The 25,665-nt window shown below is 69.3% G+C and carries 23 protein-coding genes, 1 tRNA gene and 4 pseudogenes; 18 read left to right on the top strand and 10 right to left on the bottom strand.

The window, feature by feature from the left end; translation table 11 throughout:
* Window positions 1-64: 64 nt before the first annotated feature.
* The gene (locus DK389_RS30710; protein ID WP_210206715.1) at window positions 65-559 is read right to left on the bottom strand and encodes a DUF3291 domain-containing protein; all 495 of its coding nucleotides are present in this window, start codon (window positions 557-559) and stop codon (window positions 65-67) included.
* 126 nt (window positions 560-685) lie between these two features.
* Here DK389_RS30710 and DK389_RS30705 point away from each other — a divergent pair, with 126 nt between their 5' ends.
* Window positions 686-1,366: a metal ABC transporter permease gene (locus tag DK389_RS30705; RefSeq protein ID WP_109895476.1), complete on the top strand. Its 681-nt coding sequence runs from the start codon at window positions 686-688 to the stop codon at window positions 1,364-1,366.
* A gap of 29 nt (window positions 1,367-1,395) precedes the next feature.
* Here DK389_RS30705 and DK389_RS30700 read toward each other — a convergent pair whose 3' ends face one another.
* Window positions 1,396-2,529: an AI-2E family transporter gene (locus DK389_RS30700; RefSeq protein WP_109895474.1), complete on the bottom strand. Its 1,134-nt coding sequence runs from the start codon at window positions 2,527-2,529 to the stop codon at window positions 1,396-1,398.
* A 445-nt stretch (window positions 2,530-2,974) separates the two neighbouring features.
* Between DK389_RS30700 and DK389_RS30695 the strand changes: the two genes are divergently transcribed.
* The 9 genes and pseudogenes from DK389_RS30695 (at window position 2,975) to DK389_RS30655 (ending at window position 10,394) form a co-directional block, all read left to right on the top strand.
* Entirely contained in the window at window positions 2,975-3,286 is a 312-nt protein-coding gene (locus tag DK389_RS30695; protein WP_109895472.1) for an acyl carrier protein, read from the top strand.
* Window positions 3,287-3,326: 40 nt separating this feature from the next.
* The gene (locus DK389_RS30690) at window positions 3,327-3,803 is read left to right on the top strand and encodes a 3-hydroxyacyl-ACP dehydratase FabZ family protein (RefSeq protein ID WP_109895470.1); all 477 of its coding nucleotides are present in this window, start codon (window positions 3,327-3,329) and stop codon (window positions 3,801-3,803) included.
* A complete protein-coding gene (locus tag DK389_RS30685) occupies window positions 3,800-4,936 on the top strand; it encodes a beta-ketoacyl-ACP synthase (RefSeq protein WP_109895468.1) in 1,137 nt (378 codons plus the stop codon). Before DK389_RS30690 ends, DK389_RS30685 begins: the two co-directional genes overlap by 4 nt.
* Before the next feature lie 76 nt (window positions 4,937-5,012).
* Window positions 5,013-6,296, top strand: a complete 1,284-nt coding sequence (locus tag DK389_RS30680; protein ID WP_109895466.1) for a beta-ketoacyl-ACP synthase — start codon at window positions 5,013-5,015, stop codon at window positions 6,294-6,296.
* Window positions 6,293-7,062: pseudogene (locus DK389_RS30675) on the top strand (SDR family NAD(P)-dependent oxidoreductase). The gene DK389_RS30680 and the pseudogene DK389_RS30675 overlap by 4 nt, the downstream one beginning before the upstream one ends.
* A 7-nt stretch (window positions 7,063-7,069) precedes the next feature.
* Window positions 7,070-7,348 carry an SH3 domain-containing protein gene (locus tag DK389_RS30670; RefSeq protein ID WP_109895464.1) on the top strand — a complete coding sequence of 93 codons (279 nt, stop codon included), beginning with the start codon at window positions 7,070-7,072 and terminating at the stop codon, window positions 7,346-7,348.
* A gap of 133 nt (window positions 7,349-7,481) precedes the next feature.
* Entirely contained in the window at window positions 7,482-8,504 is a 1,023-nt protein-coding gene (locus DK389_RS30665) for a zinc-binding dehydrogenase (RefSeq protein ID WP_109896987.1), read from the top strand.
* Window positions 8,505-8,599: 95 nt separating this feature from the next.
* Complete coding sequence (locus DK389_RS30660) at window positions 8,600-9,631, top strand: lipid A biosynthesis lauroyl acyltransferase (protein ID WP_109895462.1); 1,032 nt, start codon at window positions 8,600-8,602, stop codon at window positions 9,629-9,631.
* A gap of 4 nt (window positions 9,632-9,635) precedes the next feature.
* On the top strand, window positions 9,636-10,394 hold the full coding sequence (locus DK389_RS30655) for a DUF1223 domain-containing protein (protein ID WP_109895460.1): 759 nt from the start codon (window positions 9,636-9,638) through the stop codon (window positions 10,392-10,394).
* Between the two features lie 191 nt (window positions 10,395-10,585).
* Here DK389_RS30655 and DK389_RS30650 read toward each other — a convergent pair whose 3' ends face one another.
* The 3 genes from DK389_RS30650 to DK389_RS30640 all read right to left on the bottom strand — a co-directional run bounded on the left by DK389_RS30650 (window position 10,586) and on the right by DK389_RS30640 (window position 13,968).
* The gene (locus tag DK389_RS30650; protein WP_109895458.1) at window positions 10,586-11,848 is read right to left on the bottom strand and encodes an aminopeptidase; all 1,263 of its coding nucleotides are present in this window, start codon (window positions 11,846-11,848) and stop codon (window positions 10,586-10,588) included.
* A 65-nt stretch (window positions 11,849-11,913) separates the two neighbouring features.
* Entirely contained in the window at window positions 11,914-12,207 is a 294-nt protein-coding gene (locus DK389_RS30645; protein ID WP_109895456.1) for a DUF2218 domain-containing protein, read from the bottom strand.
* 279 nt (window positions 12,208-12,486) lie between these two features.
* The gene (locus tag DK389_RS30640) at window positions 12,487-13,968 is read right to left on the bottom strand and encodes an FAD-binding oxidoreductase (RefSeq protein WP_109895454.1); all 1,482 of its coding nucleotides are present in this window, start codon (window positions 13,966-13,968) and stop codon (window positions 12,487-12,489) included.
* Window positions 13,969-14,130: 162 nt separating this feature from the next.
* On the opposite strand from DK389_RS30640, the gene DK389_RS30635 reads away from it, so the two are divergent.
* The 3 genes from DK389_RS30635 (at window position 14,131) to DK389_RS30625 (ending at window position 15,503) form a co-directional block, all read left to right on the top strand.
* The gene (locus DK389_RS30635) at window positions 14,131-14,829 is read left to right on the top strand and encodes a fumarylacetoacetate hydrolase family protein (protein WP_109895452.1); all 699 of its coding nucleotides are present in this window, start codon (window positions 14,131-14,133) and stop codon (window positions 14,827-14,829) included.
* 7 nt (window positions 14,830-14,836) lie between these two features.
* Complete coding sequence (locus DK389_RS30630; protein WP_109895450.1) at window positions 14,837-15,307, top strand: NUDIX domain-containing protein; 471 nt, start codon at window positions 14,837-14,839, stop codon at window positions 15,305-15,307.
* A gap of 121 nt (window positions 15,308-15,428) precedes the next feature.
* Window positions 15,429-15,503, top strand: a tRNA-Gly gene (locus DK389_RS30625).
* A 600-nt stretch (window positions 15,504-16,103) separates the two neighbouring features.
* Here DK389_RS30625 and DK389_RS33280 read toward each other — a convergent pair.
* Entirely contained in the window at window positions 16,104-16,484 is a 381-nt protein-coding gene (locus tag DK389_RS33280; protein ID WP_162560976.1) for a hypothetical protein, read from the bottom strand.
* A gap of 541 nt (window positions 16,485-17,025) precedes the next feature.
* Here DK389_RS33280 and DK389_RS30620 point away from each other — a divergent pair.
* The gene (locus DK389_RS30620) at window positions 17,026-17,973 is read left to right on the top strand and encodes an alpha/beta hydrolase (protein WP_194075141.1); all 948 of its coding nucleotides are present in this window, start codon (window positions 17,026-17,028) and stop codon (window positions 17,971-17,973) included.
* A 372-nt stretch (window positions 17,974-18,345) separates the two neighbouring features.
* On the opposite strand, the gene DK389_RS30610 is transcribed toward DK389_RS30620, so the two are convergent.
* From DK389_RS30610 to DK389_RS30605, 3 genes are all read right to left on the bottom strand, one after another.
* Window positions 18,346-18,570, bottom strand: a complete 225-nt coding sequence (locus DK389_RS30610) for a hypothetical protein (RefSeq protein ID WP_109895448.1) — start codon at window positions 18,568-18,570, stop codon at window positions 18,346-18,348.
* Between the two features lie 418 nt (window positions 18,571-18,988).
* A complete protein-coding gene (locus tag DK389_RS35085; RefSeq protein WP_257791924.1) occupies window positions 18,989-19,123 on the bottom strand; it encodes a hypothetical protein in 135 nt (44 codons plus the stop codon).
* A gap of 98 nt (window positions 19,124-19,221) precedes the next feature.
* The gene (locus DK389_RS30605) at window positions 19,222-20,097 is read right to left on the bottom strand and encodes a dienelactone hydrolase family protein (protein ID WP_109895446.1); all 876 of its coding nucleotides are present in this window, start codon (window positions 20,095-20,097) and stop codon (window positions 19,222-19,224) included.
* Window positions 20,098-20,522: 425 nt separating this feature from the next.
* Between DK389_RS30605 and DK389_RS35825 the strand changes: the two are divergent.
* A pseudogene (locus DK389_RS35825) lies at window positions 20,523-20,648 on the top strand (IS3 family transposase); the annotation flags it as partial.
* Window positions 20,649-20,864, top strand: a pseudogene (locus tag DK389_RS30600) (integrase core domain-containing protein); the annotation flags it as partial. It abuts the pseudogene before it with no gap.
* A 31-nt stretch (window positions 20,865-20,895) separates the two neighbouring features.
* Here DK389_RS30600 and DK389_RS30595 read toward each other — a convergent pair.
* On the bottom strand, window positions 20,896-21,903 hold the full coding sequence (locus DK389_RS30595) for an alkaline phosphatase family protein (RefSeq protein WP_109895444.1): 1,008 nt from the start codon (window positions 21,901-21,903) through the stop codon (window positions 20,896-20,898).
* A gap of 111 nt (window positions 21,904-22,014) precedes the next feature.
* On the opposite strand from DK389_RS30595, the pseudogene DK389_RS30590 reads away from it, so the two are divergent.
* Window positions 22,015-22,259, top strand: a pseudogene (locus DK389_RS30590) (IS630 family transposase); the annotation flags it as partial.
* Between the two features lie 390 nt (window positions 22,260-22,649).
* Window positions 22,650-25,514: a PAS domain S-box protein gene (locus tag DK389_RS30585; protein ID WP_109895442.1), complete on the top strand. Its 2,865-nt coding sequence runs from the start codon at window positions 22,650-22,652 to the stop codon at window positions 25,512-25,514.
* Window positions 25,515-25,665 lie beyond the last annotated feature (151 nt).

Here is a 25,665-nt window from a genome sequence, read left to right as displayed (position 1 = left end):
GCGACATCTCCGGAGAAACCGGTCCTCTCACCCTGTCCCTCTCGGAACGAGATGGGACAAGCGCTCAGCCCCTCGGCCTCAGTCTCGCACCGCGCGTCAGGGACGGCGGCGCGTGGCGCAGGCCCGCATGGGCCGGGCTCGGGTGGCGGACCTTCGAGGGGCGTCCCAGTTCCCGCAGGCGGCGGTCGGCCTCCGCCCAGCCGGGGAGGGCGGCCTCCGCCGCCTCCCAGCGCGCCACCGCCGCCTCGTCGCACCAGTCGAGGAGGCGGGGCATCGCCGCCCGGTGCACGCCGGACAGCATGTAGGCCCGCATCGTCGCCTCGTCCGTCCAGGCCGTCAGCGTCCAGAAGGTGAGGCGGGCCGGCTCGCCGAGGACCGCGCCGTCGAGGAAGCCCGGGGCCCGCTCCGCTTGGCGCGCGGAGCGCAGGGTCAGCGGCACGAAGCCCGGCAGGAAGCGCCAGGAGCACAGACGCAGGCGCGTGAGGCTGATCGACGGCACGGCATTGTCCGGGGCGGAGGCGGCATCATAGGCCCATGGAGGGGCCAGTGTGGAATCCATCGCGGCCGCCCTTGCCGGATGATCCCGGGCGCCGATAACAAAGTGGCGCATCACAGGATTGGGCGCAATCTTGGCGCCGGCCGTCCGCGCCCCATCTCCCCGGCATCTGCAACACGGGAGATTTCCATGCAACGCATCACCAGAGCCGCCCTGGCGGGTTTCCTCGCGCTGACGGGCGCCGCCCAGGCGGCACCGGAGCTGCAGCGCGTACGCGGTACGATCGAGTCGGCCGACGCCAACGCCGTCACGGTCAAGACGAGCGACGGCGCCTCGGAGACGGTGCAGCTCGGCGGCGCGAAATTCGTCTGGGTCGCGAAGTCGAGCCTCGAAGCGGTCAAGGACGGCGTTTTCATCGGCACCGCCACCAAGGGCGAGAACCCGATGACGGCCCTCGAAGTGGCGATCTTCCCCGATTCCATGCGGGGCACCGGCGAGGGCCACTACGCCTGGGACGCGATCACCGACCACACTGCCGCCGGCGGCGCCAAGGTGAAGAGCGCGATGACGAACGGCACCGTCAAGGCGGAATCGGCCGGCGCCCCGAAGGTGAAGAGCGCCATGACCAACGGCACCGTCGCCAGGAGCGGCGGCAGCGCGGGCGAGAAGACGCTGACGGTGACCTACGACAAGGAGGGCTCGAAGCAGATCGTGGTGCCGCCGCAGGCCCCGATCGTCGCCTTCGAGCCGGCCGACGCCGCGATCCTCAAGCCCGGCTCGAAGATCTTCGTGGTCGCGGCCAAGGACGGGACGAAGCTCGACGGCAAGCTCGTGGCGGTCGGCAAGGACGGGCTGACCCCGCCAATGTGACGCGGGCGAGGGCGCCCGGGCGGGCGCCCTCATGCCACGGGACGCTGCTCCGGGCCGTCCGTGAAGTCCCGCCACAGGAGCACCAGGGCGGCCATCACGGCGGGTCCGAGGAACAGCCCGAGCAGGCCGAAGGTCTCGACGCCGCCGAGGATGCCCAGCAGCACCCAGAGGAAGGGCAGGCGCGTCGTTCCGCCGATCAGCGCGGGACGCACGAAATGGTCGGCGACGAAGGTGACGACGAGGCCCGCGGCGACGACGGCGATGGCCGGAGCGACGGCACCGTTCGCGAGGAGGAGCGCGGCCGCGAGGCCGAACACGAGCGGCGCGCCGAACGGGATCATCGCCGCGACCGCGGTGAGCGCCCCGAGCAGGACCGGGTGCGGCACGCCCGCGAGGACGTAGACGATGCCGAGCAGCACGCCCTCGCCGAGGCCGACCAGCACGAGCCCGTCCACCGTGCCGTGCACCGAGGCCACCATCTGCCGGGCGACGCGCTCGCCGCGGGGCCCGAACAGGCGGTTGCAGGCGGTGAGCACCTGGGCCGCCACGGCCCGCCCGTCGCGGAACAGGAAGAACAGCGCCACGAGTGTGAAGCCGAACAGCACGCTGCGGCGCACCACCTCGCGGCCGAGATTGCGCGAGAAGCCGATCACCGAGGCGTTGTCGAGCCGGTGCAGGATCTCGGAGCCGACGTCCGGATGGCTCAGGGTGTCGCTCCACCAGCGCGTCGCCTGGGCCGCACCGAAGGGCAGGTGCTGCAGGAAGTCGGGCACCGGAATGCCGGTCCGCTCCGCCGAGCGCACGAAATCGAGCACGTCGTGCGCTTCCCGCGCCGCCTGCACGCCGAGGACGGCAAGGGGCGCCAGGAAGACGAGGGCGATGAGAAGGGTGGCGAAGAGCGGCAGCAGGATGTTGTGCTGCCCCAGCGGCCAGCGCCGCTCGGCCCGCCGGTAGAGGGGCCCGAGGGCGATCGCCAGGATCACCGCCCAGACGAGCGCCGGCAGGAACGCGTGCAGGATCCAGAGCCCGAGGGCCGAGAGCGCGAGGACCAGGGCGACCCGGGCCGCGCCCTGCGAGCGGGCATTCTCCTGGGCGCGGTCCGGGGCGGGAGCGGGGGGCGGTGCGGGCTGCGGACCGGGGGTCGGGCTCGGGCGATGGTCCATCGGACAGGGGGTCTCCGCCGGGCGCGGCCTCCGGGCCTGCTCCCGGGCAGCCATGTAGGGCGTCGAGGCCGGGATGCCCCCCGCGGATCCCGCCGCTCCGGATTTCGTGCGCGGGCGCGACGCACCCCCTCTTCTGTTCGGGAGGTTTGAGTCCGCGGGACGCGGACCGGGTGAGGGGTGCAGATTCTCCGGAAACCTCGCATCCCTCACCCTGCCCCCCTCGGAACGAGAGGGGACCCGCGCCCGATGCGTCGACGTCGAGACGCCCGGGGAGCCGGCACGGTTGCCCGTCCGGAACCCCTCGTGTAGAGGTCGCCGCCAACGTGAGGACCGCCCGCGGCGGTCCGCCGACGCGCGCATGGTCCCGGGGGCGCCGGGTTGCCTGCGCCCGGTGCGGGAAGGCTCTTCCCGCCCGGCGACGAGTTCAGGAACACGGCGAGAACGCATGTCTGACCAGCCCATCACCGCCACGAGCGCGACCTTCGACCGGGTTGCCGACATCATCGCGGACACCGCCGACATCCCGCGGGACAAGATCACCCCCGAGAGCCACGCCATCGACGATCTCGGCATCGATTCGCTGGCCTTCCTCGACATCGCCTTCGCGGTGGACAAGGCGTTCGGCATCAAGCTGCCGCTGGAGCGCTGGACCCAGGAGGTCAACGAGGGCAAGGTCCCGGCCGAGGAATACTTCGTCCTCAAGAACCTCTGCGCCCGCATCGACGCGCTGGTCGCCGAGAAGGCCGCCAAGGCTTAAGCGCCCGAAGCCCGACCCGACACCGGCGATCCGAGCGACCATGCGCCTCGAATACTTCGAGATGATCGATTCGGTCGTGCACCTCGACCGCGAGGCCGGCCGGATCGAGGCGCTGGCCCGGGTGCCCGACGCGAGCCCCGTCTTCGAGGGGCACTTCCCCGGCCACCCGCTGGTGCCGGGCGTGCTCCTCACCGAGACGATGGCGCAGGCCTCCGGCTACCTCGTGCTCGCCCATCTCGGCTTCGCGCAGATGCCCTTCCTGATGGCGGTCGACAAGGCGCGCTTCCGCTCCTTCGTGGGGCCGGGCGCCGAGCTCGCCATCGAGGCGAGCCTCGTCCATGACGGCTCGGGCTACGCGGTGACCAAGGCCGCGATCTGCCACGCGGGCAAGCCGCTCGCCGACGCGGAGCTGCGCTTCCGCACCATGCCGTTCCCCGCGGGCCTCGACGCGCCGATGCGCGAGCGGGCGCGTCGGATCGGGCTCGCGATCCAGGCCGAACCCGGAGCCCTGCCGTGAGCGGGCGCGACGTCGTCGTCACCGGCATCGGCCTCGTCTCCTGCGCGGGCGAGGGGCTCGCGGCCCATCTCGCGGCGCTCGCCTCGGGCGCGCCACCGCGCACGGATGCCGAGACCTTCGCGCCCTATCCGGTGCACCCGGCTCCCCCGCTCACCCTCGACGGGCAGATCCCGAAGAAATCCGACCAGCGCCAGATGGAGGCGTGGCAGCGCCTCGGCGTCTACGCGGCGGGCCTCGCCCTCGATTCGGCGGGGTGCAAGGACGACGCGGCCTTCAAGGCGAATCTCCACCTCGTCGTGGCGGCGGGCGGCGGCGAGCGCGACTACGCGGTCGACGGGGCGATCCTGACGGGCCTGCGCGAGGCCTCCGACGCGGGCGCCTATCTCAACGAGCGCCTGCAGAACGACCTGCGCCCGACGCTGTTCCTGGCGCAGCTCTCGAACCTCCTCGCCGGCAACATCGCCATCGTGCACGGCGTCACGGGGGCGTCCCGCACCTTCATGGGCGAGGAGGCGGCGGGCATCGACGCGCTCCGGATCGCGCAGGCGCGGATCGCCTCGAACCAGATCGATGCCATGCTGGTCGGCGGCTCCTACAGCGCCGAGCGGCCGGACGTGATGGTGATCCACGAGATGGGCGGCTTCCTCCGAAAGCCCGATTACCGGCCCGTGTTCGAGCGGGCGGGGCAGGGCGAGGACGGCTTCATCCTCGGCAGCTGCGCCGCCTTCCTGGTGCTGGAAGCGGCCGACGCCGCCGCCGCCCGCGGCGCAAGGGCGCTCGCCCGGATCGACGCGGTCGCGAGCGACCGGACGCGGCGGGCGGCCGGCAGCGTCGCGGCGAGCCTCGCCGCGCTCTGGGGCCGGGCCGGGATCGGGCGCGCGGACGCCGTGATCTCGGGCGCGACCGGCGTCGCGCCGATCACCGACGAGGAGCGGGCGGCGCTCGGGCAGCTCGCGCCCGGCGCGAAGCTGACGGCACTCGGCGACCTGATCGGCCACGGGCTCGAGGTGGCGGCGCCCTTCGGCGCGGCGCTCGCCGCCGGTCTCGTCGCCGAGACGGGCCTCTCCGAAGTCGCCGTCACCACGGTCGGCCATCGGCGCGGCGAGGGCGTCGTGCGGGTGCTCGCCGCGTAAGGCCCATCCGGCGGAACGGCCTTCCGTGTCACGCGCCGGCCATGCCGGCGCCCCAGACTTGCTGTAAGACGGCCCGATGACAGCTCATTCCCATCGCGACGCGAGAGGCCGGCCGCTGGTTGCCGTCACCGGCATCGGCCTCGTCACCTCCCTCGGGCAGGGCCAGGCCGAGACCTGGGCGGCGCTCACCGCCGGGCGCTCCGGCATCCACGCGATCGCCCGGTTCCCCACCGAGGGCCTGCGCACCACGATCGCTGGCACGGTCGACTTCCTCGACACCGACCCGCTGGTGGCCCCGGCCCTCTCCGAGCGCTTCGCGGCGACCGCCGCCGAGGAGGCGATCGCGCAGGCCGGCATCGGGCAGCCGGGCGACTTCCCCGGCGCGCTCTTCATCGCGGTGCCGCCCGTCGAGATGGAATGGCCGCAGCGGCGCGCGCTCGCCGAGGCCGGGGCCGAGAACGAGGCGGTGACCTATGCGGGGCTGCAGCGGGCCGCCGCCACCCGCCGCTTCGACGCGTGGCACGACCTCTTCATCTTCGGCACGGTGGCCGACCGCATCGCCGACCGCTTCGGCACCAAGGGCTCGCCGATCTCGCTCTCGACCGCCTGCTCGTCGGGCGCTACCGCGATCCAGCTCGGCGTCGAGGCGATCCGCCGCGGCGAGATGACGGCCGCCCTCTGCATCGGCACCGACGGCTCGGTGAACCCCGAATCCCTGATCCGCTTCTCGCTCCTCTCCGCCCTCTCGACCCAGAACGCGGTGCCGGAGGCGGCGTCGAAGCCCTTCTCGAAGAACCGGGACGGCTTCGTGATGGGCGAGGGCGCCGCGGCCCTCGTGCTGGAGGACGCGGAGGCGGCTCAGGCCCGCGGCGCGAAGATCCTCGGCTACGTGCTCGGCTGCGGCGAGAAGGGCGACGGCTTCCACCGCACCCGATCGAGCCCGGACGGCGCGCCGATCATCGCGGCGATCCGCGCCGCCCTCGACGATGCGGGCGTGGGCCCCGAGGGCATCGACACGATCAACGCCCACGGCACCTCGACCCCTGAGAACGACAAGATGGAGGCTCTGGGCTGCATGGCCGTGTTCGGCGAGCGCATGGGCGCCGTGCCGATCTCCTCGAACAAGTCGATGATCGGGCACACGCTCACGGCGGCCGGCGCCATCGAGGCGGCGATCTCGCTCCTGACGATCCGGCACGGGCGGATCCCGCCGACCATCAACTACGCCGTGCCCGACCCGGCCATCCCGCTCGACGTGGTGGCCGAGGCCCGCGACGCGCGGGTGGAGCGGGTGCTGTCGAACTCGTTCGGCTTCGGCGGGCAGAACACCTGCCTCGTGCTCGGCTCGGAGCCCGCATGAGCGCCGGGGCGGGCGATCCGGGCCGCGTCCTCGTCACCGGGGGTGCCTCCGGGCTCGGCGCCGCGATCGTGCGCGCGCTGGCGGCGGCCGGGCACGACGTCGCCTTCACCTACCGCTCCTCGGGCGACAAGGCCGAGGCGCTGCTCGCCGAACTCGGCCGCGCGCACCCGGAGGGCCGCTTCGCGGCCCATTCCCTCGACCTATCCGACCGCGCGGCCCTCGACGCGTTCTGCGAGGCGATCGAGGGCGAGAGCTGGCACGGGCTCGTCCACAATGCCGGCCAATCGGCCGACGCGCTCGCCGCGATGCTGGCGCAGGACCGGGCCGAGGCCGCGATGCAGGTCAATTTCTGGTCGCTGACCCGGCTCGCCAAGGCGCTCGTGCGGGGCATGATCCGGGCGCGCCGGGGCCGCATCGTCGCGATTGGCTCGGTGGCGGCGCTCCAGGCCAATGCCGGCAACGCCGCCTACGCCGCCTCGAAGGGCGCGCTGATCTCCTATTGCCGCACGCTCGCGATCGAGTCGGCCAAGCGCGGGGTCACCGTCAACGTGATCGCGCCGGGCTTCATCGACACCGCCATGATGGCGCCCTACGCCGCCCACCGCGCGGGGATGGAGCGGCAAATCCCGGCCGGCCGCTTCGCGGACCCCGCCGAGGTTGCGGCACTGGCGACCTTCCTGATGGGGGCGGGGGCCGGCTATATCACGGGGCCGTCCTGCCCGTCGACGGCGGGCTGACCGCCATGATGGGCGTGCACCGCTCCTGAGACAAAGATGCGCCTTCGCCTGCTCCCGGTACTCGCCCTGTTCATCGCCGGGCCGGCCCGCGCCGAGCCGGAGCCGTTCCGCGTCGACGGCCTGCCCCGCGGTGAGGCCCTGAGCATCCGGGCGGAGCCGGACGCGGGCGCCGAGATCGTCGGCGAGATCCCGGCCGGGCGCCGCCTCCTCGGCTTCGGCTGCACCAACGACACGCCGAGCCGCACCACGTGGTGCCGCGTCAAGTTCGGGCGCAGCGTGGGCTGGGCCCGGCGGCGGTATCTGGCGCCGGAATGAGGGGTCGGCAAATCGGGCGCCCGTCCGGGATCGACCGGGACGCCGTGCGTGCGCGCCTCGACGCGATCCTGTACGGAGCCCCGGGAGCGATCGGGCGGGGCACGCCCGAGAGCGCGCAACCGGAAGAATGATGATGCAAGCCCTCCAGCTCTTCGGCGACCGCGACCTGCGCCTGACCGAGGTCGAGGCCGCGCCCCCGCCCGGGCCCGGCGAGGTGCGGGTGCGGGTGCGGGCGGTCGGCCTCAACTTCATCGACGTCTGGGGCTTCCGGGGCATGGCGTTCGCCAAGCGCAAGCTGCCCCTCACGGTCGGGGCCGAGGCCGCGGGCGAGATCGCGGAGGTCGGCGAGGGCGTCGAGGGCTTCGCGGCGGGCGAGCCCGTCGCGATGTACGGGGCGCAGACCTGCGGTCGCTGCCGGGCCTGCCGGGAGGGGCGCGACAACCTCTGCGAGGAGGTCGGCGGCGTGATGGGCTTCCACATCGACGGCTTCGCCCGCGAATTCGTGACGATGCCGGCCCGCCTCGTCGTCAAGGTGCCGGCGGGCGTGAGCCACGTCGAGGCCGCCTGCGCGCCGGTCGCGTTCGGCACGGTGCAGCACATGCTGTTCGACAATGCGCGCCTGGAGCCCGGCGAGAGCATCCTCGTCCATGCGGGCGGCTCCGGCATCGGCACCGCGGCCATCAAGATGGCGAAGGCGATCGGCTGCACCGTGTTCACCACGGTCGGCGACGACGAGAAGGGCGCGAAGGCCGCCGCGCTCGGGGCCGACCACGTCGTCAACTACCGGACCGAGCGCTTCGAGGGCGAGGTGCGGCGGCTGACGAAGCGGAAAGGCGTCGACGTGGTGTTCGAGCATGTGGGGCCGGACACCTGGAACGGCTCGCTCCTCTGCCTGAAGCGGGGCGGGCGGCTCGTGACCTGCGGCTCTACCTCCGGCGTCTCGACGACGATGAACCTGATGCAGCTCTTCCAGCAGCAATACCGCATCACCGGCTCGTTCGGATGCGCGATCCGCAACATCCGTGAGTCGCTCGCCAAGATGGCCGATGGCATCACGCCAGTCATCGACACGGTCTATCCGCTCGCCGACTTCGGGCAGGGCCTGGAGCGGCTCGAATCGCGCAAGGTCTTCGGCAAGATCCTCGTGACCTTGTGAGGGCGCGGCACCCTCTCCACTTGCCACTCAGAATCCTCTAAGCGAGTCGGACGCTCGCCCCGCGTCGACGGCACGCCATCCTTCCGAGACACCCGTTGCTACGCCTCGCCTTCATGCTGAACCGGCACCTGCCCCGGATGGCCGGGCTCGCCATGGTCCCCCTGATCCGGGGGCTCTTCCTGCTCGCCCGCGCCCTCGGGCCGGAGCGGGCGAGCGCCGTCGGCGGGGCGCTGTTCCGGCTGGTCGGCCCCTGGCTGCCCTCGCACCGCACGGCGCTGGCGAACCTGCGCGCCGCCTTTCCCGGCCGCGACGAGGCGGCGTTGCGCGGGATCGCGCTCGCGGCATGGGAGAATCTCGGCCGCACGGGCGCGGAATACGCCCATCTCGACCGGCTGTTCGACTACGACCCGGCCGATCCCGCGACGCAGCGGATGGAGGTCGAGGGCATCGACCATTTCTACGCCCTGCGGGACGATGGCCGGCCCGGCCTCGTCTTCGCCTCGCACCTCGCGAACTGGGAATTGCCCGCGATCTGCGCCCAGAAATTCGGGCTCGAGACCACTGCCGTGTTCCGGCCGCCGAACAACCCCGCCGCCGCCCGGCTCGTGCAGGAAGTGCGCCGCGCCACGATGGGCGGGCTCGCCGCGTCCGGTCCCGGCGCCGCCTTCGCCATGCAGGGCGTGGTCGAGCGGGGCGGCCATCTCGGGCAGCTGATCGACCAGCACTTCACCCGTGGCGTGGTGGTGGAATTCTTCGGCCGGCCCTGCCTCGTCAACCCGCTGCTCGCCAAGCTCGCCCGCCACTACGAGTGCCCGGTCCACGGAGCGCGGGTGGTGCGCAGGCACGGCGTGCGCTTCCGCCTGGAGCTGACCCCGCCGCTCGATCTCCCGCGGGACGCGAGCGGCGCCATCGACGTCCAGGGCGCCATGCAGGCGATGACCCGCGTGCTGGAGGATTGGGTGCGCGAGGAGCCCGGGCAGTGGCTCTGGATGCACCGGCGCTGGCGCCCGGCCATGCTCCCGAAGCCGAAGGCCCCGCGGGACGCGCCGGCCCGGGAGCCCGGCGAGACCGCGCCCGCCGCTCAAGCCAACGTGACTTCCCAGCCTCCCGCACCCGCGCTCTCATGAGATGATGTCGGATGCAACTCGGCCGCGCAGGCGGGGCGCGGCGCTCCTGGCCTGCCTGCTGCCCGCCCTGATCGCCGGCTGCCTGCCGGCCTCCGCCGAGCCGCTCCGCGCGGTGCTCGAGCTCTATACGAGCCAGGGCTGCGCCGTCTGCCCGCCGGCCGACCATCTCCTCGGCGATCTCGCCCGGCGCCCCGGAATCCTCGCCCTGACCTTCCCGGTGACCTACTGGGACTATCTCGGCTGGAAGGACACGTTCGGCCACAGCCTCTTCACCGAGCGTCAGCGCGCCTATGCCACGGCCCACGGCGAGGTCCGGATCTACACGCCGGAACTCGTGATCAACGGGGGCGCGGCGCTCGCGGGCGGCAACCGCAGCGGCATCGAGAAGATCGTCCAGGACACGCGGGCGGGCAGCGCCCTGCGCGTGCCGGTCCGCGCCGAGGAGCAGGGCGGCCGGATCGTGGTCGAGATCGGCGCCGACCCGGAGCCTCCGGGACGCGCCGACGTCTGGCTGGTCCCGCTCCTGCGCAGCCGCGCCGTCACGGTGGATCGGGGCGAGAACAAGGGCCGGGTCGTGGCGTACGTGAACGTGGTGCGGGGCCTCTACCGCCTCGGCGCCTGGTCGGGCCAGGCCGTGCGCTTCGAGGCGCCCCGCTCGGCGGTCGAGGTCGGCGAGGCGGACAGCTACGCCGTCCTCGTCCAGGGTGCGCTCGGCGGCAGGCCGGGACGGATCTGGGGCGCGGCGAAGGGACCGGGGCTGTAGAGTCTCAGGCGGGGCACGCCTCCCAGGCCGGCGCTTCAGACCCTCGGACCCGCAGGATCGGACGCGGGTCCCCTCTCCCGTTCGGGAGAGGGACAGGGTGAGGGGTGCGGGTCTTTCCGGAGAGGTCGCATCCCTCACCCGGTCCGCCTATGGCGGACTCGACCTCTCCCGGACGGGAGAGGTGGGGGCTCCTAGACCCACTCGCCCCGGCGCATCACCGGCACCGCGCGGCCGTCCGGCGCGATCCCGTCGACGTCGATCTCGGCCGAGCCGATCATCCAGTCGATGTGGATCAGGGAGCGGTTGGCGCCGCGCTCGGCGAGATCCGCCTCGCTGAGGCCCGCGCCGCCATCGCGAAAGCACTTGCTGTAGGCTTGGCCGAGCGCGATGTGGCTCGCGGCGTTCTCGTCGTAGAGGGTGTTGTAGAACAGGAGCCCCGAGGCCGAGATCGCGGAACTCGCCGGCACGAGGGCGACCTCGCCGAGGCGGGCCGCGCCCTCGTCGGTGTCGAGCACCCTGGCCAGCACCTCGGCACCGGTGCGCGCGGTCGATTCGACGATGCGGCCGCCCGCGAAGCGCACGCGGATGCCGTCGATCAGGGTGCCCTGGTAGGAGAGCGGCTTGGTGCTGGCGACATGCCCCTCCACCCGCGCCTTGTGCGGCGTGGTGAAGACCTCCTCGGTGGGGATGTTGGCGTTGCACAGGATGCCGCTGCGGGAGGTCGAGGCGCCGCCGCACCATTCGTGGTCGTCGGCGAGGCCCACATTCAGGTCGGTTCCGGGCCCCCGGAAGCGGAGGGCAGCGAAACGCTGCCCGTTCAGCCACGCGGTCCGGGCGGCGAGGTCCGCGTTGTGGGCCGTCCAGGCCGCGATCGGGTCCGGCCCGTCGATGCGGGAGGCCGCGAAGATCGCGTCCCAGAGGCGGGCCACCGCCGCCTCCTCGGGCAGGTCGGGGAAGACGGTGCGCGCCCAGGCCGGGGTCGCGGCCGAGACGATCGTCCAGTTCGTCGCGAAGTTGGCGATGAGTTCGAGCGCCGGCACATAGGCCTTCGAGCGGGCGCGGTTGGCGCGCGCCACCCTCTCGGGATCCTGGCCGGCGAGAAGGGACGGATCGTCGCCGCTGATGGCGAGGCGGGCGGCGCCGTTGCGGAAGGCTTCCGCCATGCCCCCGTAGAGCCAGCCCGCGGCCGTGTCGAAGGCGGCGTCGGGCGCGTGGGCGAAGCGGGCCAGAGTCGCCGCGTCGTCGCCGAGCAGGGTGGTGACGAGGGAGGCGCCGGCCCTGTAGGCCTGGACCGTGATCGCCCGGGCGAGCGGCACCGCGTCGAGGGGCGCCGTCATCACGAGCTCCTGGCCCGGCTGCAGGTTGAGCCCGACCCGGACCGCGACCTCGGCCAGCCGGTCGAGGCGCTCGGCGAAGGGCAGCCCGGCCGGGCTGATCGGTGCCTGAATCGTCATCCGCGTTCCCGCTCCTGCGCTACGCCCGGCTGCTCAGCGGCAAGATCGGTGCGCGGGCGCCGGTTTCAAGCGGCGCGCGACCAGGTGATCTCGCCGAGATGCTCGCGGAAGGCGAAGCGCAGCAGGTGATCGGAGACGACGTTCTCCAGGCGCGTCAGCCCGCCCGGATCCGTGGTGGCCACCCGCATCACGAGGGCGTCGGGCTCCGCGTCGAAGATGCAGACGCGGTCCTCGCCGAAGGGGACCCGGCCGTGGACAGGGGTGCTCTCGACCGGGAACTTGTGGCTCCAGTGCCGGCAGAGCTGCTGCAGGTAGCGGCTCGCCTCCGCGGTGGGAACCCGGGCCTGTGACGTGGGCATCGTCTCAACTCCTCGTCTCGATCGACCGGGCGAAGCGGCGGACGGGCGGCGCAACCCCGGCAGATCGGATCCCGCGCGGGCGCGGCAGCGCGCTCCCGAGAATCCCGCCGAAGCCGTTAAGGGTCCGATAACGCAAGGTCCCGCCGCTCCGATCCGCTTTGCGCCCCGTCGGCCGCGCGGAAAGCTCGGCCATGACGCAATGCAGAACGCGATCCTGACCGGATTTGTTGCATTGCACAACTCCCCTTTCGTCCGAGGTCGGGGGCGGAATGCGGGCTGTCAGGGAAGGGCGGGGGGCGGGTCGTCGGAGAGCGCCACCACCTTGCCGGGGTTGAGGATGTCGGCCGGGTCGAGGGCGGCCTTGAGCCGGCGCATCAGGTCGAGCCCGACCGGATCGCCGTAATGCTGCAGCTCGTCGCGCTTGATCAGGCCGACGCCGTGCTCGGCGGCGATCGAGCCGTCGAGATCGTGCACGATGTCGTGAACGATCCGGTTGAAACGGGCCCAGGCCGCGAGGAAGGCCGCCCTGTCCATGCTGGGGGGCTGGCTGAGGTTGAAGTGGATGTTGCCGTCGCCGAAATGGCCGAACGCGCAGGGCCGCAGGCCCGGCATCTCGGCGAGGCAGGCGGCCGTTGCCCGCTCCAGGAACTCGGGCAGCCTGGAGAGTGGCACCGAGACGTCGTGCTTGATCGAGCCCCCCTCGCGCGATTGCGCCTCGGGGAGGCTCTCGCGCAGGCGCCAGAGGGCGGCGTTCCGCGCCTCGCTCGCCCCGATCGTCGCGTCCTCGGCGAGGCCCGCCTCGAGGGAGGCCGCGAGCGCGGCCTCCAGCTCGGCCGCCATGTCGGCGCCCGGCCGCGGGCTCGCGAACTCGACGAGGGCGTAGGTGTCGTGACCGGAGGCGAGCGGGCGCTGCGCGCCCGGGACGTGGCGCAGCACGATCTCGAGGCCGAAGCGCGGCATCACCTCGAAGGCTGTCAGATCCGGGCCCGCCGCCCGTCGCAGGCGCTCGAGCAGGGCGAGGGCGGCCCGCGGGGAGGGAAGGCCGACGAAGCCGACCGCGCGGGAGGCGGGGCGCGGGTAGAGCTTCAGCACCGCCGCCGTGATGATGCCGAGCGTGCCCTCGGAGCCCACGAACAGGTGCTTGAGGTCGTAGCCCGCGTTGTTCTTGCGCAGGCCCTTGAGCCCGTTCCAGACCCGCCCGTCCGCCAGCACCACTTCGAGCCCGAGCACGAGGTCGCGGGCGTTGCCGTAGGCGAGCACGGCGGTGCCGCCGGCATTGGTCGCGAGGTTGCCGCCGATCCGGCAGGAGCCCTCCGCGGCGAGCGAGAGGGGGAACAGCATCCCGGCCGCCTCGGCGGCGGCCTGCACGTCGGCGAGGACGGCGCCGGCCTCGACCGTCAGCGTCGCGCCGACGGGATCGACGGCCCGGATGCGCGAGAGGCGCGCCAGCGAGAGCACGATCCCGCCCTGGGGCACGCCGCCCCCGACGAGGCCGGTATTGCCCCCCTGCGCCACGACCGGTACCCGGGCCTCGGCGCAGGCCCGAACCGCGAAGGCGACCTCCGCGGTGTCGGCGGGCCGCAGCACCGCGAGCGCCCGGCCGCGGTAGAGCCCGCGCGCCTCGGCGAGGTGCGGGGCGAGATCGGTCGCCTCCGTCAGCACGTGGCGCGCGCCCAGGCGCTCGCGCAGCCGGGCGAGGAGCGCATCCTGCGGAGGAGCGGAGGGCGGGTCGGAGGGGGCGGGCTTGGCGTCGGGCGGCATCGGGGGCGGCATCGGGGACGGGTTCGGCGCGAGCCCGTGTCAGGGCGCGCCATTCGTTGCGCCGAAGCAGGACACTTCGGCGCCGAATGCCTTAGATAGCGGCACGGCCGGCTCTTTGCAGGATGGACCTTCGAGCCGGCCGAAGCTCACGAGGCGACGTCCATGCTCTCCGTCATCCCGAACCCGCCGCGCATCACCCTGCCCATCGTCGGCAGCGAGGATCTGTTCCCGGTGCGCCGGCTCTACTGCGTGGGCCGCAATTACGAGGCCCATGCCCGCGAGATGGGGGCGGACCCCGAGCGCGAGCCACCGTTCTTCTTCATGAAGCCGGCCGACGCGGTGCAGGTCGCGACCGGTCCCGAGCCGACGGAGCATCCCTATCCGCCGCGAACGGGCAAGTATCATTTCGAGGTCGAGATGGTGGCTGCGATCGGCAAGGGCGGCCGCGACATCCCGGTCGAGAGCGCCCTCGACCACGTCTACGGCTACGCGATCGGCCTCGACATGACCCGGCGCGACCTCCAGGACGAGGCCAAGCGCATGGCCCGGCCCTGGGACCTCGGCAAGGCGGCCGACGCCTCCGCGCCGATGGGGAAGCTGCACCGGGCCGAGATCGTGGGCCACCCGGACCAGGGCCTGATCGGCCTCTCCGTCGACGGCGAGCCGCGCCAGTCCGGCAACCTCTCGGAGATGATCTGGTCGGTGGCCGAGCAGGTCTCCCTGCTCTCGACCTATTTCGAGCTGCAGCCGGGCGACCTGATCTTCACGGGCACGCCGGCCGGCGTCGGTGCGGTCGAGCGCGGGCAGACCATGCGGGCGAGCGTCGAGGGTCTCGGCGAGATCGCGCTCCGAGTGGTCTGACGCCGCCATGCTCCTCGACAGGCCGCTGATCCGGCGCCTCTTCCATCTCGGCGCGCTCGCGACCCGCGGCATGACGCTCGGGGTCCGCGGCGTGGCGATCGACCCGTCGGGCCGAGTCTGCCTCGTGCGCCACACCTACGTCGCCGGCTGGCACCTGCCGGGCGGCGGCGTCGAGCCCGGCGAGACGGCGCTCGACGCGATGACCCGCGAGTTCCGGGAGGAGGCCGAGATCCGGCCGGACCCGGCAACGCCCCTGCGCCTGCACGGGTTCTACCGGAACACGGCCGCCGCGGGCCGCGATCACGTCGCGCTCTACGTCGCCCCGGTCTTCACGGTGGAGCGGGCGAAGGCACCCGACCGCGAGATCGCGGCCTGCGCCTTCTTTCCCCTCGACGCCCTGCCGGAGGACGCGACGCGGGCGACCCGGGCGCGACTCGACGAGATCCGCAACGGTACGCCGCCCGACGCCCTCTGGTGAGGCGGCCGCGCTTTCCGCCAAGCCGGCGAAACTCAGCGCTTGCAACACCCGGCGGAATGGTGTTTAGAGACGCCGTCCGGCGCCGCCGGGGCCCACGAGCCCCGAAACGCCCGGTCAGTGAGCGGGTGTAGCTCAGGGGTAGAGCACAACCTTGCCAAGGTTGGGGTCGAGGGTTCGAATCCCTTCGCCCGCTCCAATTTTCCCAACCGGATGAGTAGGTTACGAAGAGCCGCATACGGGTGGCATCATCGTATGTAAAGCCGTGGAACCAGGGCGGAACCAATCGGACGAGCCCACACCTCTAGGTGGTGCGACTGCATGCCGCAGGCATTCCTAATCGTGACAGGTATTAGCGGGTCTCCATCCAAGTCCAATGGCCTCGAGAGCCTCGCGCGTCGGTCGGCATTCAAAGCAAGTCGGCGAAGCACGGCCAAAGCCGCTCGATCGCTCTTCAGCCACCACGGTAGCATCGATCCCGCCTCATGGCTTGCGCGGCCATCTGCGCTGCGCGCCTCCTGCACGTACGCCTTAAGCATAAAGCCGCCGCACAAGGCTGCAGTGCCTGCGAGTGCTGAGGCGAGATGGAGCGGGCGTGCTCCACCCTCCGTGGTGTATTTCGGCCCGCGGTCCGAGACGAAGCCGACTTGCGAAGCTGAAGGCGCCACGTAACTCGCATGGCCAGCGCAGGAGCGTGGTCCTTTGGGTTGCACTCGAACGCACGCACAGCCGCCGGAGCGCAACCGGGGCGGGAGCAACTCCCACCACCGGATACAGCGCAATTTGCCCGGGCGTCGTCCTAATGGATAACAGCAGGCGGTGGCTCGGATTTGCCCCCATCCTCACAAATGCAAGGTGCCGTCTGACTCAGCATCCACACGTCCAACGCCCGCCAGCACGTAAGTGGAAACTGTTTTCTATCTAGCACATCCAAAATATTCAAGAGACTCTGAATGACGGTGTTCGCTGCCTCTGGCCCCGCGAACGTCTCGCCGTCCGCATCAATAAGGATGTCAAGCATGAACTTTCCTGTTACGAATTCTTTTGCCTGCAATGTTGCCAGTAATTTCTCGTGACTGCTGCTTGCTGCCTCCGCTTTAAGCTTAAAGTATGCGATTGCATCGTCGTATGTGTCAGAGATGGCCTGTCGCAGGATCAGGTCCGAAATGTCAGTTGGCATTAAAGTGTCTTTCAGGCGGCGGACTGGACGGGCAGCGAGGTTTGGGAGGTGGCGGTTGCCTCGGGTGCGTTGACATGGTCAGCCAGCGGCCGCGTCTCAGCAGAGGGCTCGTCCGCAGGAGCACACGAGGGCTGTGCCGGCAGAGGACAGGTCCTCAGCAGAACCGCCGGTGGCGGAGTGAAGCCTGGCCCTGCCGCGAGCAGCGCCATTCTAAACTCGTTGAAATCCGTCCGGGTGATGCGTGACATGGGTTCTTCCCTTTCGTCGGTGATGACGAACGGTGTATGGGCTGAAACGGCGAGGCTGCGGCCGATCTCGACTTTGCCGAAACCGATTTCGGCTCGGTAGTGAGCGGCGGAGGTGGGCCGACGTGCGAACTTGGCCTGCCGCGACGAGAGCCAACGGCTTCGTTCGTGGTCATTTCACCGCAGGGCTGCCGACCCACGATCCCGTTCGTCGGTTCGGATACTACGGACCCGATCCGAGGCCGCCTTGAGGCGGTTATCCCATCTGAACGTGCGTCGCCGATCGTGCTCGTGCGATGCACGCCACAGGTAAGATCGCCGTGCTCGATCGCCGAACGTTCCTGATGGCTGCTGCGGCTGCCACGCTCGCCGACCGGGTCTCGGCACGAGAGCCGCCGAACCGCGTGCAGCTTTGGCCGGGCGAGCCTCCCGGCGGCGGTGGTCCCGTCAGCCTCGTTCGCGTGAGCGCGCAGGGAGCGGTCACGAACGTCAGCAGCCCCTTCCTCGAGATCGCCACGCCGAGCCAGCCGAACGGCGCTGCCGTGCTCGTCGCAGGAGGCGGCGGCTACACCTACATCGACACCGCCAACGAGGCGCATCCCGCCGCCAAGTGGCTGACGGATCAGGGCGTGACCGCGTTCGTCCTCATCTACCGCCTGCCGCGCGAGGGTTGGCACAATGGTCCCCTCGTACCCCTGCAAGATGCGCAGCGGGCCATGCGGATGATGCGGTCCATGGCTGACGCGTACCACCTCGATCCGAAGCGCATGGGTGCCTTGGGGTTCTCAGCCGGAGGGCACCTCGTCGGCATGACTTCCGTGCGTGCGGACTTCCGCTCGTATCCTGCCAGCGACCGGCTCGATGAGCTCTCGGCGCGCCCTGACTTCGCAGCCCTGATCTATCCGGTCGTCACCTTGGAGCCGCCGCTCGATCACACCGCGACCTGCCACGAACTCATCGGCGACCACCCGAGCCCTGCGGCGCGCGACGAGTGGTCGGTTCAGACGCATGTGCACCGGGGGTGTCCGCCGCTGTTCCTCGTGGACGCTGAGGACGACCCGATCTGCAAGCCGGCCCATACGGGCATTCTGGAGGCGGCCTGCCTGAGCGCCGATGTGCCGGTCGAGCGGCATCAGTTCAAAACCGGCGGCCACGGCTTCGGGATGGGGCGGCCCGGCACACCCGAGATGCTGTGGCCTGACATGTACCGCGCATGGCTCTCACGCATCGGTGTCCTCACCTGACTGAGGTGAAGGTGCGGTCTCGCCACAAAGGAGATGTCCCTGCGGCGTAGCGGCCGGCTCGAGCACGATTACTGCGATGCCCTCCGCTTCGAGCAGGTCACCGCCTTGCTGGTCGGAGCGCGGAGGCGCCCTCATGTACACCGGTCATGATCACGTCGGGGCGGGTCCGGCCTGGCAACCACGATGTGCCGGATGCCGGCCAGTTCGTACCCAAGCCCTACATGACGGAACAGGTTCTCTGCGCGTTCGAGCGTGCCGGCTGACGCTTGAAAGAGCAGAGGCTACGGCGCGAATGGACCCGCAAGTGAGCAGCGGTCGCTGATTGCGGGAGCCTCCCAGCTCGGACCTCATCCGCTCACAACAGCATGCCGGCTACGCGACTGCGCCGAGCAGGGGCTGGTGGCGCATCGCCGCCACCCAGGCATCCCGCTCGAAACGAACAGCGGCGAGCTCCTCGTGCAGTGCCCGGATCTCGGCGTGAAGCTCGCCGGCATCAACGGCCATCTCGATGCACTGGTCCTGCGTCTCAGCGAGCTGGATCCGCAGTTCCGCGACCTCAGCGGCCAGTTCGAGAATGGTCATGTTGAGCGCTTGCATGACGAGCTCCGTCTCTGCCCACCGGCACTACGCCAGAGCGGGAAGAGGGCTTCCAACGCCGCCCTTTAACGAAATCCTACCGGCTGCCCTCGATTGTCGTGGATGATCTGAACGCCTTGGAAAGGAGCCGGATTCGGCTGTGGAGGAGTGCAGAAGGGTAGCCGCGGCTAAGCCAGCCGCCATCGCCCTATTGGGCTCATCGCCGCTCCCGTCCGCTCGCCGTCCGCGGCGTGCTCAGCATCACTTCGACCACGGCCGGCGCAATTATCGGAATATCCTCCCCCTGAATATTCCCGGCAGATCTCACTGGGGCCTGCCAGAACTCAGCGCGAGTGAGCTGACACGTTGCGCCCCCTCCGGCGTCATGCTGCTTGCCGCGCGGCTCATTGTAGCAAGCGCCCAGCCGTCCTGAGCAGTGTTAGCCTTCGCGCCGTGAAAAGGAGGCCGTCAGTGCATCAGCCTCTGCCTCGTCGATGTCCGAGATGATGACCTGCTGTCCGATGTAGAGGGTGCAGCAGCCGTCGTAGGTCTTCTGCTTCCTGATATCTGCCATAGCTCGCTCCGACCACTTTTCGGAGCAAGGCAGCAAAAGGTGTCAGGTTCCGCTCATCAGGAGATGGCTGGTATGACGCTCCTCTGGCCTCGGCGGCTTCAAGCTACGCCGTGCTGCCGGAACCAAGCCTGCAACCGCTGCCAACCATCGTGAGCCGGCTCGGCGCGGTAGCTCGGACGATAGTCAGCGTGGAAGGCGTGCGGCGCCCCCGGATAGACAACGAACTCGCACGTCTTCCCGGCGGCCCGGCAGGCCTCCTTCATCTGATCGATCGTGCTGATCGGGATGCCCTGGTCTGCGCCGCCGTAGAGGCCGAGCACCGGCGCCTTTAGGTCAGCGGCCAGGTCGACCGGGTTCTTCGGCATCAACGTCGAGGTGTCACCGACGAGGCGCCCGTACCAGGCGACACCCGCCTTCAAGGCGGCGTTGTGTGCGGCGTATAGCCAGACGATCCGCCCGCCCCAGCAGAAGCCCGTGATCCCGAGACGTGTCACGTCGGCTTTGCCCGTGGCCTTGGCAAAGGCAACCGTCGCATCGAGGTCGGCCATCACCTGCGCATCGGGCACCTTGGAGACGACCTCGCTCACGATCTGCTGGATGTTCGTCAGCTTCGAGACATCCCCCTGCCGGGCGTACAGCTCCGGGGCCACGGCAAAGTAGCCGAGCTTGGCCAGGCGGCGGCACACGTCCTTGATGTGCTCGTGGACGCCGAAGATCTCCTGCACGACCAGCACCGTCGGGAAGGGGCCATCGTTGGCCGGCATGGCCCGGTACGCCGGGATCTCGCCATCCTGCGTTGGGATCTTCACCTCGCCGGCCGTGAGCCCGTTCGTGTCCGTGATGATCGCGGTCTGTGCCGCGATCGGCTGCACGGCCATCGCGAAGCCTGTGGCGAGGCTGGTGGCGACAACTGTGCGGCGCGAGAGGGAGGTCTGAGCCGCAAGGCTTCGCAGGTCGGCGTCGAAGGCTGTCACGCGAGCCTCCCGGAGGTGAGAACGTGGACCGGGCCGCAGCCCAATGGGAGACTTAGCAGCGCATCGACAAAAGGCGACAGCGTGCTGCTGCGCCTCATGCTCTGAGTTGTGACGACAGCCCCCGGCGCGGATGCGCCAAGACCGAGAAGACCAGCTCCGAAGCCCTGCATTGGGCATCCCCAGCAAGCTGCCGAGCGTTGCCTGAGTTTGGCAAAGGGACGCATTCTCAAGAGCGGCCGGCTCTATGCCTTAACGTCCCGCTTACCCTCCTCGGCGAGGTTGCCCATCCAGATTGAGGAAGGAGCAACCATGACCGACACGACCGATACCGTTGGGATCGCCGGCGATCGTATCCGCTCGATTGATCCGCCCCCACCGGAGTGGTCCGCCCTTTGGTATGGCTTTTCAGCCCGGAGGACGGATCGATGTCGAGGAAGCGACCCAAGCCTGAGGAGATCGTTGCCAAGCTGCGGCAGGCGGACGTGCTGGTCGGCCAAGGTCACAGCGTAGCGGAGGCGATCCGCGCGATCGGCGTGAGCGAGGTGACGTACGACGAACTCTTGGACGGCGAGCTCTTCTACACGCTCAAGGAGGCGCAGATCATGATCGAGGACTGGCGACGCCATTACAACACCATCAGACCCCACGGTGCGTTGGGCTATCGGCCGCCAGCCCCAGAGGTGTTCGTGCCAGCCTCGCCCGCTTGGAAAGCTGTGCTCGCCCAACCCAACAAGCACCTCGTAGAGAAAACGCCAACCCTGCACTAACTTTCAGCCCGGACCACCCCGGGGGGGCCGATCAAATGTCGCCCGACACCGTACTATGATTGTGATCTTGGGTGATGATGATGTCCGTGGACGCCTCCCAGCCGAGCTGGCGGAGCTTTCTGATGACTCTGCCTAAGATCTCATCATTCATCTTGGTTGCATCAATGGAATTGTAGGTGCCGGGTCCATAGGCGTGGCTGGTCGCGTCGGGCTCCCGCGACCAGAAGATTGCCAGATCGGGCTTCTTGTTGGGAAGGATATAATCGACAAACACGTCGGTCAGGTAAGCAAAACCTCGTCGGGAAAGTGCGCCGGCGCGGTCGAGCGGGTTGCTGGTTTGCCCGTCATTGAGGCGCTGAATGGGAATCGGGGCAGTTGGATTGCCGTTATCTGGAGTAAGTGTCAGAGCACTTGCTTCGTAGGCGTTGCGGCTGTTCTGCGGAAGCGGGTAGCCGGCCTGTTGCAGCTCTTTGGCGAAAGAAAGTGGTATTGCAGCATCTTCATCAAGGATGATTCCACCACGCGTGTAGTCCTGGATGAATGCAGCTCCGAACTTGCCGATCGCCGCCGTCGTCAGCCCCTTGGCTTGTGCCGCCTGGAGCATGGTGGGAACAAGCGTGAGCTTGCCCTGATAGGCGTCGCGCACCGCTTCGACGACACCGAAATCCTCGATGAAGGCCGGCGCCGAAAAATCGATCTCAGCCGCCTTGGCATTCTTTCCCTTGGCGAAGGGCGCATAGACCACGTTGCCATAGAACCCATGCACGCCCGGATAAGCACCGGTGGCGATGGAAGCGGAGTTCATCATCGTGAATGTCGGATAGACGGAATGGTGGTTCTCAAACACGGTCCCGGATCGAACGAGCGCGAAATAGTTCGGTGTAACTTCCGGCGTGAGATCGTCGGCTCGCAGTCCGTCCCACACGAAGACGATCACTCTCCGCGCCACCCGATCCTGCTGCTGCGCCGGAAGCTCCGCTGTCGTTCCGAGCAACACGAGGGGAAGAGCACTCAAGAGAGCAGTCAGCCGCACTCTCATGACTCGCCTCCTCGACACTGCCGTGACCGGTATTTTGGACAGAGCCAGTTGCGAGGCTACTGCATGGTAGTGGCCATGGGTAGCCGGAAGGCCAGATCTGGAAACTGACGGGCGCAGGTGGCCGGCATCGCCATCTCGTCCGCGCGGCGCATCTGGCGCGGCCACGGCCTGCAGCCACACCGGGTGCGCACCTTCAAGCTGTCGAACGATCCGGCCTTCGCCGCTAAGCTACGCGATGTGGTCGGCCTCTACGTCGATCCGCCGGCCCATGCCGTGGTGCTCTCGGTCGATGAGACGAGCCAGATCCAGGCGCTATCGCGCACGCAGAGGCCTCGCTGCCGATGAAGCCGGGTCGGCCGGCAAAAGGCTCGTCGGTCCGACCGATGGCTCACATCGATGTCCGCTGGGCTGGTGCTCGCAGATCGGTGCTTTCGTTGGACAGAAGGAACCCTAGCGGATGCCTGTTTCTACCTCGTCCGCAGTGTCCGCTGCGGCATGCCCCAATGGACAAGGCGGGATATGCGTGGGGCGCATGCTCGTTCCAGTAGGCTCTTAGAGGCTGGCCAAGTTAGTCTTCCAAATCTCAGGACCACCTACTTGGAACGGGGCCTCGGCGGCCTAGCAGCGTTCCACACGGGCAAGCCCTAATGGAACGATGGCCCTCCGCATTTGAAGCCGAGGGAGGACGATACTTGACGCCATGTCGCGATGAACAAGAGCTAGTTGTCTGATAAGGCCTCGCCCTCATGGACGAGACTTCTAAGCCGCCCAGCCCGCGGGCGACCCCAGGGCAGGTCGAACGGGACGAGGCGCGGATCAGCGCCGAGATCGCGGGCACGGACGGGGGGATCGACCCCTTCGTTGCTGCCGTGCACGCCACGCGCATGCCGATGGTCATCACAAACCCGCGCCTGAACGACAACCCGATCGTCTTCGTCAACGACTCCTTCTGCCGATTGACCGGCTACGACCGCGACGAGATCGTCGGGCGCAACTGCCGCTTCCTGCAGGGGACCGAGACCGACCGGGCCGATGTGATGCGGCTGCGGGATGCCATTGCAGCACCTCATGGTATCGAGATCGATCTCCGCAACTACCGCAAGGATGGCACGCCGTTCTGGAACCGCCTGCTGATGGCGCCGGTCCACGACGCCAACGGTCAGCTCGCCTACTTCTTCGCTAGCCAGCTCGACGTCACGCTCGAGCGGGATCGCGTGGCCGCTCTCGAACGCGAGAACGCGACCCTTACGGCCGAGCGCCTCATCAACCAGGACCGACTGGCCTTCAGCGAGGAGTCGCATCAACTTGCCGTCGAGGCGGCCGAGATCGGCACCTGGGACCTCGACCTGTTCACCGACGTGCTGACTTGGTCGGACCGCACCAAGGCCATGTTCGGCATCTCGCCCGACGCCTCCGTGACCATGGCCGACTTCTACGCTTGCCTACACCCTGATGACCGGGATGCGACCGCCGCAGCCTTCACCTCCGCCCTCGATCCGATGCAGCGCGCCACCTACGACGTGGAGTACCGCACGATCGGCAAGGAGGATGGCGTCCTACGCTGGGTCGCGGCCAAGGGAAAGGGCTTGTTCGACGAGACCGGCCGCTGTGTGCGGGCCCTCGGCACGGCCATTGATATCTCGGAGCAGGTCCGCGCGCGGGCAGCCTTGGCGGAGAGCGAGGAACGTTACCGCACGCTCGTCGAGAACGTCGACGTAGGGTTCTGTCTCATCGAGATGAAGTTCGATGCCACAGAGCGAGCGATCGACTACCAAATCGTCGAAGCTAATCCCGCGTTCGAGCGGCAAACAGGGGCCAGCCTCGTCGGTCAATGGGCCAGTGATTTTGCCCCGAACTTGGAGCGGTCTTGGTTCGACGCCTACGGTCGCGTCGCGCTCACCGGTGAGGCTGCGCATTTCGAGAACAAGGCGGAGGTCTTCGATCGCTGGTTCGACGTACGTGCCATGCGCGTGGGTGATCCGGCCGCGCACCGGGTCGCGATCTTCTTCACCGACATCTCGCAGCGCAAGCACATGGAGGAAACGCTCCAGGTTCTGAACACGACCTTGGAGCAGCAGGTCTCCGAGCGCACGGCCGAGCGTGATCGCCTCTGGGACTCGTCCGAGGACATGCTGGCGCGCGCCAACTATGAGGGGATGATGTCGGCAGTCAGCCCCGCCTGGACGCGTGTGCTCGGCTGGTCGGAGGCAGAACTTCTGTCGCGACCCTACGCGACCTTCATGCACCCCGATGACATGGAGCCGACGCTTGCTGCCCTGGCCCGCATGGGCGACACAACGCGGCCCACTCGCTTCGAGAACCGGATCGCCACCAAGGATGGGTCCTGGAAGCCCATCGAGTGGACCGTCGCGCCGGAGGCGGACGGGACCAACTTCATCGCCGTCGGACGTGATCTGAGCACCGTGAAGGCGCGTGAAGCAGAGCTGGCGTCTGCGCAGGAGACGCTGCGCCAATCCCAGAAGATGGAGGCAGTGGGCCAACTCACGGGCGGCCTCGCCCACGACTTCAACAACCTGCTCGCCGGCATCTCCGGCTCGCTGGAACTGATGCAGACGAGGCTGCAACAGGGACGCTTCAACGACGTCGAGCGCTACATGGCGGCGGCGCAGGGGGCCACGAAGCGCGCCGCGGCCCTGACCCACCGGCTACTCGCCTTCTCGCGGCGCCAGACCCTCGACCCCAAGCCCACCAACGTGAACCGGCTCGTCGCCGACATGCAGGAGCTGATCCAGCGCACCGTCGGCCCGGCTATCACAGTCGAGGTCGTCGGCGCCTCCAGCGTCTGGCCGGCGCTGGTCGACCCGCCGCAGCTTGAGAACGCGCTTCTCAACCTCTGCATCAACGCCCGCGACGCGATGCCGGACGGCGGGCGCATCACCATCGAGACCGCCAACAAGTGGCTCGACGATCGGGCAGCCCGCCAGCACGACATGCCCCAGGGGCAGTACCTCTCGCTCTGCGTCACCGACACTGGCACCGGCATGCCGCCGGAGGTGATCGAGCGGGTGTTCGAGCCTTTCTTCACGACGAAGCCGCTCGGCCAGGGCACAGGCCTCGGCCTGTCGATGATCTACGGCTTCGTCCAGCAATCGGGCGGGCAGGTCCGGATCTATTCCGAGGTCGGCAAGGGCACGACCGTGTGCCTCTACCTGCCCCGGCACTACGGCGAGGCGCCTGAGGAATCCGAGCCGCTCGACGTGGTCGCGCTGCCGCGCTCCGAACAGGGTGAGACGGTGCTGATCGTCGACGACGAGCCCACCGTGCGCATGCTGATCACCGACATCTTGGCGGAGCTCGGCTACACCGCGATTGAGGCGGGGGACAGCGCGGCCGGGCTCAAGGTACTGCAATCGGACGTGCGCATCGACCTGCTGGTCACGGATGTTGGGCTTCCGGGCGGCATGAACGGTCGCCAGATGGCGGACGCTGGCCGGATCGTGCGGCCAGATCTCAAGGTCCTGTTCATCACCGGCTACGCTGAGAACGCGGCGGTCGGCAACGGGCATCTGGAACCCGGCATGATGGTACTGACCAAGCCCTTTGCCATCGAGACCATGGCCGCCCGCATCCGCTCGATAATTGTGGCGTAACGCACTTGGGCTGAGGGCCCACGGTGGCGCCAGTTGGTTTCATAACATCCAGACGGCGAGGGCGTCGCCGATTGGACGTTATGGAGCCTCTCCTATGGTCCCGCTAGCGCTGCGTACCTTTTCGGGGTCAGTATGTGCCGGGATCTGGGCG

Origin of the sequence: Methylobacterium durans (assembly GCF_003173715.1) — a bacterium.
GTDB lineage: Bacteria > Pseudomonadota > Alphaproteobacteria > Rhizobiales > Beijerinckiaceae > Methylobacterium > Methylobacterium durans.
This window is presented reverse-complemented; position numbering and strand designations above follow the sequence as displayed.